The sequence below is a fragment of the Streptomyces beigongshangae genome, assembly GCF_019710745.1.
GTDB classification, from domain to species: domain Bacteria; phylum Actinomycetota; class Actinomycetes; order Streptomycetales; family Streptomycetaceae; genus Streptomyces; species Streptomyces beigongshangae.
This window is the reverse complement of the sequence record NZ_JAHKJW010000010.1, coordinates 1-14,735: the sequence shown is the minus strand read 5'-3', so window position 1 is coordinate 14,735 and position 14,735 is coordinate 1. Positions and strand designations below refer to the sequence as shown.

Annotated in this window: 13 protein-coding genes and 1 pseudogene; 6 read left to right on the top strand and 8 right to left on the bottom strand. The window is 71.6% G+C overall.

Annotated elements, in window-relative coordinates; translation table 11 throughout:
- Positions 1–64: 64 nt before the first annotated feature.
- Positions 65–2,455, top strand: a complete 2,391-nt coding sequence (locus KM933_RS09780) for a molybdopterin cofactor-binding domain-containing protein (protein WP_221350321.1) — start codon at positions 65–67, stop codon at positions 2,453–2,455.
- Positions 2,456–2,479: 24 nt separating this feature from the next.
- Positions 2,480–2,956, top strand: coding sequence for a (2Fe-2S)-binding protein (locus KM933_RS09775; protein ID WP_221350319.1), 477 nt, complete (start codon positions 2,480–2,482; stop codon positions 2,954–2,956).
- 415 nt (positions 2,957–3,371) lie between these two features.
- On the opposite strand, the gene KM933_RS09770 is transcribed toward KM933_RS09775, so the two are convergent.
- Positions 3,372–4,343 carry an aldo/keto reductase gene (locus KM933_RS09770; protein WP_221350317.1) on the bottom strand — a complete coding sequence of 324 codons (972 nt, stop codon included), beginning with the start codon at positions 4,341–4,343 and terminating at the stop codon, positions 3,372–3,374.
- Positions 4,344–4,490: 147 nt separating this feature from the next.
- On the opposite strand from KM933_RS09770, the gene KM933_RS09765 reads away from it, so the two are divergent.
- Positions 4,491–5,096, top strand: a complete 606-nt coding sequence (locus KM933_RS09765) for a TetR/AcrR family transcriptional regulator (RefSeq protein ID WP_221350315.1) — start codon at positions 4,491–4,493, stop codon at positions 5,094–5,096.
- Positions 5,097–5,296: 200 nt separating this feature from the next.
- The gene (locus KM933_RS09760; protein ID WP_221350313.1) at positions 5,297–5,689 is read left to right on the top strand and encodes an ester cyclase; all 393 of its coding nucleotides are present in this window, start codon (positions 5,297–5,299) and stop codon (positions 5,687–5,689) included.
- A gap of 242 nt (positions 5,690–5,931) precedes the next feature.
- On the opposite strand, the pseudogene KM933_RS09755 reads toward KM933_RS09760, so the two are convergent.
- Together KM933_RS09755 and KM933_RS09750 are read right to left on the bottom strand one after the other, a co-directional pair.
- Positions 5,932–6,024: pseudogene (locus tag KM933_RS09755) on the bottom strand (IS5/IS1182 family transposase); the annotation flags it as partial.
- A 74-nt stretch (positions 6,025–6,098) separates the two neighbouring features.
- Positions 6,099–6,947 (bottom strand): helix-turn-helix transcriptional regulator, encoded by an 849-nt coding sequence (locus tag KM933_RS09750; RefSeq protein WP_221350312.1) that lies wholly within the window; start codon positions 6,945–6,947, stop codon positions 6,099–6,101.
- A 139-nt stretch (positions 6,948–7,086) separates the two neighbouring features.
- Between KM933_RS09750 and KM933_RS09745 the strand changes: the two genes are divergently transcribed.
- Positions 7,087–7,866: an NAD(P)H-dependent oxidoreductase gene (locus KM933_RS09745; RefSeq protein WP_221350310.1), complete on the top strand. Its 780-nt coding sequence runs from the start codon at positions 7,087–7,089 to the stop codon at positions 7,864–7,866.
- 444 nt (positions 7,867–8,310) lie between these two features.
- Here the strand turns inward: KM933_RS09745 and KM933_RS09740 are convergent, their stop codons facing one another.
- The 5 genes from KM933_RS09740 to KM933_RS09720 all read right to left on the bottom strand — a co-directional run bounded on the left by KM933_RS09740 (position 8,311) and on the right by KM933_RS09720 (position 12,918).
- Positions 8,311–8,946, bottom strand: coding sequence for a maleylpyruvate isomerase N-terminal domain-containing protein (locus KM933_RS09740; protein WP_308013321.1), 636 nt, complete (start codon positions 8,944–8,946; stop codon positions 8,311–8,313).
- A gap of 343 nt (positions 8,947–9,289) precedes the next feature.
- Positions 9,290–10,219, bottom strand: coding sequence for a 3-hydroxyacyl-CoA dehydrogenase family protein (locus tag KM933_RS09735; protein WP_308013320.1), 930 nt, complete (start codon positions 10,217–10,219; stop codon positions 9,290–9,292).
- The gene (locus KM933_RS09730; RefSeq protein ID WP_221350307.1) at positions 10,216–11,355 is read right to left on the bottom strand and encodes an HAD-IIIC family phosphatase; all 1,140 of its coding nucleotides are present in this window, start codon (positions 11,353–11,355) and stop codon (positions 10,216–10,218) included. Before KM933_RS09730 ends, KM933_RS09735 begins: the two co-directional genes overlap by 4 nt.
- Positions 11,352–12,518 (bottom strand): acyl-CoA dehydrogenase family protein, encoded by a 1,167-nt coding sequence (locus tag KM933_RS09725; protein ID WP_221350305.1) that lies wholly within the window; start codon positions 12,516–12,518, stop codon positions 11,352–11,354. The genes KM933_RS09730 and KM933_RS09725 overlap by 4 nt, the downstream gene beginning before the upstream one ends.
- Positions 12,511–12,918: an acyl carrier protein gene (locus tag KM933_RS09720; protein ID WP_308013319.1), complete on the bottom strand. Its 408-nt coding sequence runs from the start codon at positions 12,916–12,918 to the stop codon at positions 12,511–12,513. The genes KM933_RS09725 and KM933_RS09720 overlap by 8 nt, the downstream gene beginning before the upstream one ends.
- Before the next feature lie 441 nt (positions 12,919–13,359).
- On the opposite strand from KM933_RS09720, the gene KM933_RS09715 reads away from it, so the two are divergent.
- Positions 13,360–14,735: amino acid adenylation domain-containing protein (locus tag KM933_RS09715; RefSeq protein ID WP_221350303.1), on the top strand; the 1,376-nt coding region annotated here is incomplete at its 3' end.

Below are 14,735 nucleotides of genomic sequence, written 5' to 3'. Positions count from 1 at the left end.
GGACCCGTCGGGTGAACTCTCCGACCGTGCACCCGAGATGGAACGATGACGACACTGCGCAGTGATGGAACAGCCCCGGCGCTCTCCACCGGAGTGCCGCCCTCGGACAGCCGTCCGACGTACCGCGGTACAGGCGGGGAGGCCGTCCGTGACAGGCACTGATCCCTCGGCGCGGCGGCACACCGGCCCGGCGCCCCTCGGCAGGCGCCGGTTCCTCGGCTACGTGCTGGCCACTCCGACGCTGACAGCCGCGGCCGAACTCGTCCCCGCGCCCGGAGCGCGGGCGGACATCCCCTCACCGGAGATCACCGAACTGATCGATCTCAACGACGTGATGACGGCGGCGGCCCTACCGACTTCGGGCCTGATCACGGTCGAGGTGAACAAGGACGGCACCGTGTCCTTCGCGCTACCGCGTGCCGAAGTCGGACAGGGCATCACCACGTCGACGGCCATGCTGATCGCCGAGGAACTCGGTGTGCCCCTGGAACGCGTGCGCGTCACCCTGGCCGACGCACGACCGGAACTGCTGTTCAACCAACTCACCGGCGGATCGAACACGACGTTCTCGACGTACACCCCGATCCGGGTCGCCGCCGCCATCGCCCGCAGCCGTCTGCTCCAGGCGGCTGCGGCCGAATGGAGGGCCCCGGTCGGTGAGCTGACCCTGGAGGCGGGAGTCGTCACCGGCCCCGGCGACCGGAGAGCCGGCATCGGGACGCTGTCCGAGAAGGCCGCGAGCGTACGGACCGAACAAGTGGCCGTGGACCTCAAGCCCCGCGAACGGTTCACCGTCATCGGAAAACCGCACGGCCGCGTCGACGCCCTCGCCGCAGTCACCGGACGCAAGAAGTTCACGCTGGACCTGGACGTCCCGGACGCCATGCCGACCATGGTGTGCCGTCCGCCGACGATCAACGGCAAGGTCGGATCGGTGTCCAACCTGCCCGCGATCCGCTCCATGCCCGGCGTCACCGACGTCGTCGTGATATCGACCGGGGTGGCGGTGCGTGCGGCCACCTTCGGACAGTGCATCGACGCCGTACGCGCCCTGAAGGTGTCGTGGAGGGCCGGGAGCGCGGAAGGCAAGTCCGACGATTCCGTGCTGGAGGAACTGCGCGCGGCCGAACTGCCCCTCGGACCGCCGCCGCCGACGCCGAGCGTGGAAGGCAGGTTCACCTTCCGCTTCCGCAGCAACAGCGCACTCGAACCGAACTGCGCGATAGCCGACGTCCGCCCCGACCGTGCCGAGATCTGGTCGAGTCTGAAGGCACCGATCGTCGCGAGAGAGGCCATCGCCGCCAAGTTAGGTCTGCCGCTGCGTTCGGTGACCGTCCATGTCACCGAGGGGGGCGGTTCCTTCGGCCGCAAACTCTTCTTCGACGCCGCGCTGGAGGCGGTCGAGGTCTCCCGGAAGATCGGCAAACCGGTCAGGCTCATGTGGCACCGCGCCGACGACTCCCGCCAGGGCCGCACCCACCCCATGGCGATCTCCCGCGCGCGAATCGCCTACCTCGGCGACACCGTTCTCAGCTACACCCAGCGGCACACCAGCGTCTCCACCGATCTCAGCCACGGCCTGGGAGAGATCTTCACCGCCCTGGCAGCGAGACTTCCGGTGGGCGACATCGGATTCTCGGAGCTCTTCTTCCAGCTGTCCCAGTCGATGCCGTACGACTTCGGCTCCAACAGCCGGCTCCTGAGCGAGACCGACAAGGGCTTCAACACCGGCAGCATGCGCAACGTCTACTCCCCCGACGTCACCTGCGCCCGGGAACTCCTCGTCGACCGGCTCGCCGCCAGGATGAACAAGGACCCCTACCGGTTCCGCCACGACTTCCTGCGGGACGACCGCTCCCGCGCGGTGCTGGACAAGGTCGCCGAGGTCGGGAACTGGGGCCGGAGCATGCCGGCCGGTACGGCTCAGGGCATCGCCTTCCACTCCGAGTACCACGCCGCCAGCGCCGTGCTGGTGGAGCTCGACTGCCGCCCGGAGACGGTCAACCGCCCCGTCCGCGACGGTGTCACCGGCCCTCGGGTCACCAAAGCGGTCATCGCCGTGGACGTCGGCCTCGCGGTCAACCCGCGCGGCCTGGAGGCACAGATGACGGGCTGCCTCATGGACGGCATCGCGCTGACCCTGACCTCCAGCCTGCACCTGCGCGACGGACACTTCCTGGAGGCCAGCTGGGACAACTACTTCTACACCCGGCAGTGGAACACACCACCCGAGCTGAAGGTCGTCATCATGCCGGCCGGCACCGGCGAGCCCGGCGGTGCCGGGGAACTCGGCGTGGCCGCCTCGACGGCCGCGGTCGCCTGTGCGTACGGCCGTGCCACCGGAGTCATGCCCACCGACTTCCCCATCAATCACCACACCCTCTCCTTCACCCCCAAACCCACCACCCCGCCCGTCCCCGCATCACCCACCGACGGTCTGGACCACGTCCACTGATGTGCGTCGAGACAGGGAGTCACCGTGCCTGAGCACACATTCCGCCTCAACGGCGAGCAAGTCACCGTCGAAGCCGCGGACGACGAGCGGCTGCTGTGGGTCCTTCGCGACATACTCGGCATCACCGGACCGAAGTACGGCTGCGGCATCAACGTCTGCAAAGCCTGCACGAGCCACCTCAACGGCAAGGCCGCCAACCCCTGTGCCATCCCCGTGCGCGACCTGCGGCCGTCCGACGAGATCACCACCATCGAAGGGCTTCCGGCCACCGTGGGCGCGGACCTGCACCCGATGCAGGAAGCATGGCTCGATCAGGACGTGGCCCAGTGCGGCTACTGCCAGCCCGGCCAGATCATGACCGCCGTCGCCCTGGTCCGCCGCGTCAAGGAGGAGAACCGCCCGATCACCGAGGCCGACCTCGACGGCATCCGCAACATCTGCCGCTGCGGCACCTACCCCCGCGTCCGCGAAGCGATCAGAGCCGGTGCCGAGAACATGTGACCGCAACCGTGCCCGGAACAGGTAAGGGCTGACGATGGCCGCGGCCGGGGGCCATCGCCAGCGTGTCGGCGACCGGGCTCGCCCGATGGTGGCCGGCCGTCGGGCAGCCGGCGATCTCGCGGGTGGCCAGGTCCAGCCAGGTCGCGAGGTAGGGCCGGCATGGATCCGGGGGACACCCCAGGTGGGCCGGGAGGCGATCCGCCACGGTGCGGGATCAGCAGAACCGCCCGCCCCGCGCCCGGACCGCCGTCGGGGCGGCGGCCGTGACGGCCCGCGCCACAGCCCGGTCCTGTAGCGCGAGTACCCCGCGCACCGGGCCCGCGACCTGCGTACTTCATGTCGCACCGTCTCATCGGGAAGGCGGCACTCTTCGCTCGGATGCCGGCCCGGGGCATGCGTGGTGGTACGTCTTCGATCAGCGGTCGATGGCGGCCATGTTGTCCGCGTCGTAGCGCTCACCGGACGCCCGGGGCAGGTCGTTCAGGCGGGCGACGTGGCCGGCGGTGAGCTCGACGTGGTCGGCGGCGGCGTTCTCCTCCAGCCGGGCGACTCGCTTGGTGCCGGGAATGGGCGCGATGTCGTCACCCTGGGCGAGCAGCCAGGCCAAGGCGACCTGTGCGGGCGTGGTGTCGATCTCTGCGGCCACGGCCCGGACCTCGTCGACGATTCGCAGGTTGAGTTCCAGGTTGCCGTCGGCGAAGCGGTGGTTGGTGCGGCGCCAGTCGTCGGCGCCAAGATCGTTCAGGGAGCGGATGCCGCCGGTCAGGAAGCCGCGGCCAAGCGGGGAGTACGGCACGAAGCCGATACCCAGTTCGCCCAGGACGGGCAGGATCCCGGCCTCCGGGTCGCGGGTCCACAGGGAGTATTCGGACTGGACCGCGGTGACCGGATGCACGGCGTGAGCACGGCGGATCGTGGCGGGGCCGGCCTCCGAGAGGCCGATGTGGCGGATCTTGCCTTCGGCCACCAGTTCGGCCAGCGTGCCAACGGTCTCTTCGATGGGGGTGCCGGGGTCCACCCGGTGCTGGTAGCAGAGGTCGATGTAGTCGGTACCCAGGCGCTTCAGTGATCCCTCCACGGCCAGGCGGATGTTGGCCGGGGTGCTGTCCGGGGGCGTGCCACCGGTGTGGGAGACCAGTCCGAACTTGGTCGCCAGCACGACCTCGTCCCGGCGCCCCCGCACGGCCCGGCCGACCAGTTCCTCGTTGACGAAGGGGCCGTACCCCTCAGCGGTGTCGACATGGGTGACCCCGAGGTCCAGAGCGTGGTGGATCGTGCGGATCGACTCGTCGTCGAACTGGCCTGCTCCGGCGTAGAACGCCGACATCCCCATGGCTCCGAGACCGATGCGCGAGACCTTGAGACTGCCGAGCAGAACGGTTTTCATGGCGCGGACTTCCCTTCCCATCAATTAAGTACCGATCGGTGCAGAACCCTAACACGTCAAGACCGGTCGGTACTGAACTGCGTCCACTCCCGGGTGGGATGAAAATGCCGGTCGGCGTAGATCTGTACCGAGAGGTACACTTGCGGGATGAGTGACTCCCGCAAGGCCGCCACGGGCCGACCACGAGGATTCGACATCGACCAGGCGCTGGAACGCGCGATGCGGGTGTTCTGGGCGCGAGGTTACGAAGGCGCAAGCCTCACCGAACTGACCGGCGCCATGGGGATCACCAAGACGAGCATGTACGCGGCCTTCGGCAACAAGGAACAGTTGTTCCGCAAAGCCCTCCAGCGCTACGGAGCGGGGCCTGCCGCCTATGCCACGTGCGCCCTGGAGGAGCCCACCGCACGAGCCGTGGCCCTGGCGTTCCTCCGCGGGGCGGTCCGCACCACGACCCCTCCCGAGGGCCCCTCCGGGTGCCTGACCGTGCAGGGCGCGCTGGCGTCGGGCGACGAGAGCCGGGCCGTCCACGACCTGCTCGTCGACTGGCGCAACGACGCGGGAGCCCGCCTGGAGGAGCGCTTCCGGCGTGCCGTCGACGAGGGCGACCTTCCGCGCGACGCCGACCCCCGGCGTCTTGCCCGGTTCGTCATGACGACGGGTTTCGGCATCGCGGTGCAGGCCGCCAACGGCCTCGGCCCTGCCGAGCTCGACGAGATCGTCGACACGGCGTTGCTCGGCTGGCCCGCGTAGCGGCCGCACCCTTCACCCACCCCGGTGGGACATCTCCTCGCACGAGGGCCGTGACAGTGCGGCGAAACTTCGGTACCGTTCGGTACGTAAATGTCGAGCGGTGGTTCCTGCCCACGCCGACGATCACCGCGACGAAATCGTCGGGGGCCGTCGCGGGACACCGGGCATGACCTCCGCTCCGGGGGCCGAAGAAGGAGATCATGTCCGGCACCGACCTGCGCGGGTTCTACCTGCGCTACATCGGGGCGCTCAACGCCCACGAGATCCACCGCATGGACGAGTTCATCGGCGACGGGACCACCCTGAACGGCGAGCCGGGCACTCGGGACCAGGTCGTCTCTGTGCTGAACGGCCTCATCGACGCGGTCCCGGACTTCCACTGGGAACCCCGGGAGATCGTGGTCGACGGTGATCGCCTGGCCGCCCGTCTGACCAACACGGGCACGCCCGCCAAGGAGTGGCTCGGCGTGGCTCCCACCGGCGCCTCGTTCGAGATCGTCGAGTACGCCGTCTATCAGGTTCGTGACGGGCGGTTCGTGCACATGACGGCCCTGCACGACGCCGGGACGCTGAGGCGGCAGCTCGGTGCCTGACCTCCGTAAGCCGATCGGCGTCGGCATCGTCGGCCTGAGCGCCACGGGAGGCTGGGCGGCCGGGGCCCACCTGCCCGCGCTGAACGCCGTCGACGGGATCGGGCTTCGCGCGCTGGCGGCGAGCTCCGAAGCCTCGGCCCAGGCCGCGGGAGCGGCGTACCCGCGTACGCGTCGGTCGAGCAGCTCGCCGGCGACGGGAACGCCGATCTGGTGGTCGTCGCCGTCGAAGTGCCCCGGCCCGGCGACACCGCGAGCGGGATGCCCCGGGCCTCGGTGACGACGTGGTGCTTGCTGTCCGGCCGCGCGCGGTCGACCGGGCTGGGACCGCTTTCGGGCCGCGCCGGACCCAGGAACCGGAGGCCGGCGGCCCTCTTGCAGGACCGCGAAAAAGATGATGGAGGGCGTTGGGTTACTCGCGGATCTGGGCGTTCGCCGGGGGATGTGCGTTGTCGTTGTCGGTGCCCAGCTTGGCGAGCAGGCGTAGTCCGTCCTCGGCGGGGCTGGCGGGGGCCGCGAACAGCACCAGTAGCTCGATGCCTGATTCGTTCGGCAGCGCGAAGTTCTCATGGTGCAGTTCCAGCAGTCCGACCAGGGGGTGCCGGTACGCCTTGCGTCCATGGGCGCGGGCGCGCACGTCCGCGCGGGCCCAGAGGCGGCGGAAGCGTTCACTGCCCATCGCCAGCTCGCCGATGAGTGAGGCCAGGCGGGGGTCCTCGGGGTATTTGCCGGCGGCCAGGCGCAGGTGCCCGACCGCGTCGAGGGTGCAGTTCTCCCAGCCCGCGTACAGGCCGCGCTCGGCTTCCTCGAGGAAGATGTGCCGGGCGGTGTTCAGGCCCGGCATCGGGCGGCCGTAGAGGAGTTTGGCCAGGCGGTTCCCGGCGAGTACGTCCATGCGGTGGTTCATGATCAGCGCGGGTGCGTCGCCCACCAGGTCCAGGACGCGCAGCAGCTCGGGCCGGACCCGCCCGCTCGGTGCCTTCGCGTGGTGGCGGCGCTGTCGGACAAGCCGGTAGAGGTGTCCGCGTTCGGTCTCGTCGAGGTCCAGGACGCGGGCGAGGGCGTCGAGGACCTGCTCGGAGGGCTGGGTCGCGCGGCCCTGCTCCAGGCGTACGTAGTAGTCGACACTGACTCCGGACAGGTGCGCGACCTCTTCGCGGCGCAGCCCTTCGACCCGGCGGCGGCTGTCGGTGGGGATGCCGGCGGACGCCGGGTCGACCCGGGAACGCCGGGTCCGCAGGAAGCCCGCGAGATCGTCCATGTGCCCAGTATGGCTTCGGCGCGGGCCCGTGAGGGTGGTCCTGCCGTTACCAGGAAGTCCCGTCCGGTGGATGAGGAGCCCCTGAATACCGGACGGCGGGGCGTCCAGGATCGGAGGCATCCGATCCGAAGGAGTTCCCATGAAGACGCTGATCGTCTACGCCCACCCGGAGCCGAAGTCGCTCAACGGCTCGCTGAAGGACCTCGCGGTGTCCACGCTGGAGAGCGCCGGGCACGAGGTGCGGGTGAGCGATCTGTACGCGATGAACTGGAAGGCGGTCGTGGACGCCGCGGACTTCGGCCCCGGCGCATCGAGCCCGCTGAAGGTCGCCCGGGAATCGGGCCGGGCCTTCGACGCCGGGACGCTCACCCCGGACGTCCGCGCCGAGCAGGAGAAGCTGCTGTGGGCCGACACGGTCGTCTTCCAGTTCCCGCTGTGGTGGTACACGATGCCCGCGATCCTCAAGGGCTGGGTGGACCGGGTGTTCAGCTTCCACTTCGCGTACGGCGTCGGCGAGCACAGCGACACGAAGTACGGCGAGCGCTTCGGTGAAGGCACCCTCGCGGGCCGGAAGGCCGTGCTGTCGGTGACCGTCGGCGGCCTGGAGCCGCACTACTCCGCTCGCGGGATCAGCGGGCCCATCGACGATCTGCTGTTCCCGATCCACCACGGCATCCTCTACTACCCGGGCATCGAGGTGCTGCCGCCGTTCGTGCTGTACGGCGCCGACCGGACGACCACCGAGGACTACCCGGACATCGCCAAGGCATGGGAACAGCGCCTGCTGACCCTGGAGTCGACCGAACCGATCGCGTTCCGGCGGCAGAATTCCGGCGACTACGAGATCCCCTCGCTGCACCTGAAGGAGGGACTGGAAGCGGCGGGCCGCACGGGGTTCGGGCTGCACGTGCGCGGCTGACCGCGGGCGCTGGAACGGGACGAGCCGAGGCGCGGACCCGAGGGCAGTCCGGGAGCCGTGGTGACAGCCCGCCACCCGGCACCGGCCGCTTCACCCGGCAGGATCCTTCGGGCCAGGAGAAGAACCCCTGCCTCGGCTGTCACTCGGCACCGGCGGTCCGCGCAGAGACCCCGCGGAAGGCGGGGGACATGGCCACCGGCTGCCGGGTCCAGTGCCGCTCCAGACGCGAGAGGGTCCCGCGGGCCGCCGCTCCCATCTCAGGGAGGTGCCCGAACACCCCGGTGGCGGCGGCGAACTGTTCCAGACGCAGGAAGACGCGTTGCCGCCAGGTCGCCGCTCCCCGGTCGAAGTCCCGGTCGAAGCTGCGGTGTATCAGCCATGTCCCGTCCGGGCCCTACCGCCCCGCCCGCGCCAAAGCCCGGGCCGACCGGGCTGACGCGACGTTCAGAACACGTTGATCGCAGCTGGTGCCCGCTCCGCACGCGTCAGGGCGCGCAGCAGGGCCGCTTGGCCATGACGCCGGACGGCAAGCCCGGTCAGCAGCGCCACCACGGGATCGAGGGCCGCGCCCGGCAGATCCGGCGCGCCGAGGCCCACGCTGACCGCCAGGTCATCCATGTGCACGGCGAGCTCGACCAACCGGGTCACGAGGAAGTCGTCCAGGCTCAGTGCCCACCCTGTCTGCGGCATGAACACCACCCGGTCGCCATGCATCTCCTCGAGGCCGGTTCGCTGCTGGTCGAGTGCGGCGTGGACGCGCTCGACCAGCAGCCGCACGCCTTCGGACGAGATGCCTTCACCCTTCGCCCGGATTCCGGAGCTGATCTCACCGTCGAGCGGCGCGTCGATCCACACGGCCCGCGCGTAGTGTTCCAGCACAGGGATGGGTTCCTGCCCGGAGGCGGGTCCTTCCACCGCCGCATCCACGCTGAGGATCTGATAGGCGAGGTGGCCGGCCAGACCGCCGACGGTCCACTGCGCCAACGCACTGGGTTTCTCCCACGAGGCGGCCACTTCTGGTGTGTCCAGCAGGGCTACGGCCTGCGCGGCGGTCTCCATGTAGGCGTTCTTCGGACTCACGAGCCCCCCATGATCCGTTCGGAATCCCCACCCTACGCAGTGCCGCTGAGGGCGGAAGCCGGATTCCGCACGACCGCCCACGCAGCACGGTCGCCCCAGGAGGGCGAACCGCTCAAACGCCTCGCAGTGCGGTCCGTCGGCGAGCCGAGCGGCGTCAAAGCGGGCTTCTGCCAGACGTACGCATCGAGAAAGACGCCCAGGCGGGCAGAACTCCCGCCCCCGGGCCCGGGCGGATGGGAGCGGTGGTGTCCGCCGGTACCTCGTCCGCGGTGAAGACCCGCATCCTGACCTGGGTGACCGGCGCCGTCGATCGCGCCGACTGCTTCCGGAGCGCCGGTCGGTGTCAGGTGGTCGACCGCCGGGTGGCGGACGTCCGGTAATCGTGGAAGCCCGCCCCGCTCTTGCGGCCCGTCCTGCCCTCGCCGACCAGTCGCACCAGCAGCGGACACGGCTGGAACCTGTCGTCGCCGGTGTACTGCCGCAGGACGTCCAGCGAGTCGAGCACCGTGTCGAGCCCGATGAGGTCGGCCGTGGCCAGCGGTCCCATGGGGTGTCCGAAGCAGCTCTGGAAGATGTCGTCGACCTGCGCGGCCTCCGCGGTGCCCGCCCCGACCACGGCGGCCGCCTCGTTGACGGTCAGCATCAGGACCCGGTTGGACACGAAGCCGGGGGCGTCGGACACCACGACGCCCCGCTTGCCGAGGCTGCCGAGGAGCGCCAGGGCGCGGTCCAGCGTCTCCTCGGAGGTCGCCGGGGTGGTGATGACCTCGACCGTGTCCTTGAGCGGGGCGGGGTTCATGAAGTGCATGCCGAGCACCCGGTCGGCCCGGCCGGTGACGGCGGCCAGCCCGGCGACCGGGATGGCGGAGGTGCAGGAGGCGAGCACGGTCCGCGGCGGGCAGAGCGCGTCCAGTTCGCGGAACACCCCCTCCTTGACGGCGGGGTTCTCCCGGGCGCACTCCACGACGAACGAGGCGTCGGCGAGGTCGGGGAGCCGGTCGCTCCAGCGCACGCGGGACGAGGGTTGCGCCGCCGACGGGGAACCATCGGCGCCAGCACTGGCGCTGGCACCGGGGTTCAGCAGCCGGTGCAGACGCAGTCCGTCGCGCAGCCGCCGGGGGGCGGTGGCCAGGGCGGCCGGGTCGGTGTCGACGGTCACCACGGTGTACCCGGCCGTGACCAGGCACTGGGTGACCCCCACTCCCATCACGCCCGCGCCGACCACGCCGGCCGTACCGGCCGCACCGTCCGTGCGCCGCGCGGTGTCCGTCACCGGCTCGCCCTCTCGTCGATGTCCTGAGCCCGATCGGCCCCGTCAGCCCCGTCAGCCCTGCCGGCCCTGCCGGCCCACCGGGCGACGTCTTCCCGGCCCGTTCCGCCCGGGGCGTCGGCGACGACGCGGACGTGGCGCGGGCGGGTCCTGGGCAGCCGGCCGGGATCCGCGGCCAGCACCATCCGGTCGCCGTGCCGCTCGATGACCCGGAACCCGGCGAACCGCAGGGTCACCAGCATGACCTGGTTGACCGGAGTGGACACGAACCGTGCCACCGGACGCAGTCCCGCCCGCACCGCCCGGTGCACGACGTGGTCCAGCAGTACGGCGCCGACCCCGCGGGACAGCACCCGGCACGAGGTCAGCAACAGCAGCAGCACGCTGTCGGTTCCGGTCAGTTCCGAGACGGCGAGCCCGATCGTGCCGTAGGAGCCGAACCGGTCCCGTAACCCGGCGACCAGCACCTCGTGGTCGGGTGACGCGGCCAGGCGGCGCAGTTCGATCATGTTCAGGGTGAGTCCGGTGGTGTTGAGCTGGTGGGTGCGTACGGTCAGTTCGTGGGCGCGCGCCAGATCCTCCTCGGTCGCGCGCCGGACCGTCATGGTCAGGTCCAGGGAGGCGAGGAACTCGCCCTTCGATCCCTCGAAGTCCTGCTCGGCCTGGGTGCGGTGGCGTTCCACGCGGTAGAGCCGGCGGCGCTGCCGTGCCTCGTCCGTGACGAACTCGGGAGTGAACTCGGGGCGGGCGGGCAGTTCGCCGACCTGGTCCGCGCGGTAGCAGCGGACGCCGGGAAGCACCGAGGCCACCTCGGCCCGTTCGACGGGGTCGTTGTCCACGAACGCGACGGCCTCCGGCGCGAGGCCGAGCGTGCGGGCGATCCGCCGCACCGCGTCCGACTTGCCGCCCCAGCCGATCTCCACCGCGCTGAACAGCTCGGCGAGGCCGTGGTGGGCCAGGTGCGCCTCGGAGGTCTGCGGGTCTCCGCGGCTCGCCACCGCGTGCAGGATGCCCCGCCGGTCGAGTGTCCGCAGCGTCTCGACGGCGGCGGTGAACGGCCGGGGCCGGTCGCCTTCCAGCACCACCCCGTCCCACAGGGTGTCGTCGAGATCCCAGACCAGGCACTTGACCGTGTTCACCGGCCCGGTCCGTCCGCCGCCGCTGCCCGGTCATCGACCGCCCGCTCGCCGGTCGGCCGCCCCGCGTGTCCGCGCAGCGCGTGTTCCCCTATGCGCACCTCGGCCACCTGTTCCGCCCCCTCGATGAGCTGGGTGATCCTCGCGTCCCGGAAGAAGCGCTCCACCGGGCTGTCGGCCGTGCAGCCCACGGCGCCCATCAGCTGCAGGGCGTCCTGGCTCACCGTGGCGGCGGCCCGGGCCGCCGCGTACTTCGCGATCACGGTGTCCAGCAGCGCCTCGGGGCCGCCGTCCTGCCGTGACGCGGCGGCGCGCGCGCACAGTTCGCGCGCGGCGGCCGTGGCGACCACGGCGCGTCCGAGCCGGGCCCGGACCACCTGGTGGTCGGAGAGGAGGACTTCCCCCTGCCGGCGGCCGGCGGCGTGTGCCGAGGCGTGGTCCACACAGGCGGCGGCCATTCCGGCGCAGCCCCACGCGACCGTGTACCGCCCGTGGTCGAGTGCGGTCGCGGCGACGTGGGAGAGCCCGAAGCCCGGGGGTGCCAGCAGGTTCTCCTCCGGGACCCGTACGGCGTCGAAGCCGACGTGGGCCACGTGCGCCGCGCGCAGTCCGAGCAGGCCGTGCACCGGTTCGGTGGTGACGCCCGGCCGGTCCGCCTCGACCAGCACGGTCGTCGGGTGCCCGTCGAGCCGGGCGAGTACCAGGAGGACGCCGGCGCGCCCGCCGAAGGTCACCCATCGCTTGCGGCCGTCCAGCACCAGGCCGGCGGCGTCGCGCCGGACGGTCGAGGCCACGGCGGACAGTTCGGTGCCGGCCCCGTCCTCCGTGGCGGCGAACCCGGCCAGCAGGTCGCCGCCCGCCAGCGCGGGCAGCCAGCGGGCCCGCTGCCCCTCGGTGCCCCAGCGCAGCACACTCGCGGCGACCATGCCCTGCACGGTCACCAGGCTGCGCAACGCCGAGCACACACCGCCCAGTTCGGCGCAGAGCCGTCCGAGTACCAGGGGCGGCGACGCGCTCCCGCCGTACCGGGTGGGCAGGTCGCAGGCGAGCAGACCGGCGCGGGCGAGATCCCGGACGATCCCGGAGGGGAGTTCCCCGGCCCGGTCCCAGGAGGCGGCGTGCGGCCGGACGGAGCCGGCGAACAGCGCCCCGTCCGCCTCAGCCATGCGTGGAGTCGTGCGTGGAGCTGTCCGCGGAAACGTCCGCGGGGCCGTCCGCCCGTCCGGGCCCGGACGGGGGGACGGCGCGTTTGGCACGGACGAACCCGGCGGTACGGGCGAGGGTGCGGAAATTGTCCAGATCCAGGTCCTCCACCTCGACGACGACCGAGAACTCCCGCTCCACAAAGGTGACCAGTTCCAGGGCGAACAGGGAATTCGCGTTTCCCTGCTCGAAGTAGTCGTCGTGAATACCCAGAGCGGTGCCGGGCAGGGCCGAGGCGAGGAACGATCGCAGAGCGTCGAGTACGCTGTCCGACGGAGGTGGAACCGGATCCGTGACCGGATTCGCGACCGTGTCCGTGTCCGTGACAGGATCCGCGATCGAATCCGGATGTCGATCGTCCACTCGGTCTCCTCAGGAAAGATCAGCCCCATCGCGCACCTTCTTCGTTCATATCATCGTGGCCACCCCGCGGCCAAGACCGCCCACCGATCCCACCGTGCCCGTAAGTCCAGGTGAGGGCCGTAAGCAGGTCGGCGCGGCGAAGGTCAAGAGGTGCTTTTCGGCGCGTGGCCGACAGAGGGATGATCGATTTCCGGCCTCCTTGGAACAGTGCGGGCGGGCGCGTTGTCGCTTATCAGCGGTGCTGTTAGCCTCACCAGGCGAGTGACCGGTCAGTGAATAACATGAACAGATCGACTTCACGGCTCAACCAGGTCGACCAGGTCGACCGCACGGCGCGCAAAAGGCGGGGCGCATATCCTCCACGCCATTTCGATCACTGTGGGCGAACGGTGTCGGACCGCGGCTCGGCGGTCCTTTCGCAGCCGGACCGGAAGGCGTTGAATGCGCGGGAAAGGTGCGGGGGAACTCGTACTGGGTGACCTGTTCGACGCGCAGGCCGCGCGCACTCCGGACGTGACCGCGGTGCGGCACGGGGCGGTGGGTCTCACCTTCGGCGAGCTCGCGGACCGGGTGGACCGGCTCGCCGAGCGCCTCGTGCGGCGCGGCACCCGCCCGGAGACGCCGGTCGCCCTGTGCGTCGGGCGCGGCGTGGACATGGTGACCGGTCTGCTCGCGATCGTGCGGGCCGGCGGCGTACTGGTCCCGCTGGACCCCCGCCACCCGGACGAGCGGCTGCGCCTCCTTCTCCGGGACTGCGCCGCCCCCCTGGTGCTCACCCGCCGCGACCTGGCGCACCGGACGTCCGCGAGCGGGGCGGACCCGGTGTTCGTGGACGCCGGTGCACCGGGCGGCGCCGAGCCCGTGCCCTCGGACGCCGGGACACCGGTGCCCCGTGCCGGCTCCCCCGCCGCCCCCGGTCCGGCCGTGCCCGGCCCCCTCCCGCTGAACGCCGCCTGTCTGACGTACGCCTCCGGCTCCTCGGGCGTCCCCGAAGGGGTCGTCGTCACGCACGCCGGGCTGACCGACCTGTTCCACCGTCACCGCGCCCGGTTCATCGGCCCGGCGACGCGGGACGCCGGGGGCCGGCGGCTGCGGGTGGCGCACACCGCGGCCCTGTCGTCCGACGCCTCCTGGGTGCCGCTGCTGTGGCTGCTGGCCGGGCACGAACTGCACGTCGTCGACCACGACACCCACGAGGACGCCGCGGCCATGCTCGCGTACGTCGGACGCCACCGGATCGACGTCCTGGACGAGACCCCCTCCCTGCTGCGGCCCCTGGTGGCGGCGGGCCTGCTGGACGCGGACCGGCACCGGCCCTCGGTGATCACCGTGGGGGGCGGGGCGCTCGACGACGAGCTGCGCGCGGCCCTCGCCGCCGCGCCCGGCACCCGCTGCCACAACAGGTACGGTCCGGCCGAGGCGACCGTCGACGCGCTCGTCCGGCCGGTCCGACCTGGTGGACGGCCGCCGGCCGGGCGGCCGTCCACCGGTGTCCGCGCCCGGGTGCTGGACGGGGCCCTGCGGCCCGTCCCGGCCGGGACGCCCGGTGAGCTGTACCTCGCGGGACCGGGGCTGGCCCGCGGCTATCACGGCCGTCCCGGCCCCACCGCGGCCCGCTTCACCGCCGATCCGCACGGCCCCGCCGGGTCCCGGCTGTACCGGACCGGTGACCTGGTCCGGGTGCGCGCGGACGGCGAGACGGAGTTCCTGGGGCGGGTCGACGACCAGGCGCAGATCCAGGGGGTGCGGGGCGAGCCGCGCGAGGCCGGGGCGGCGCTGCTGCGCCACCCCGGCGTGACCGGCGCCGAGGAACTGGC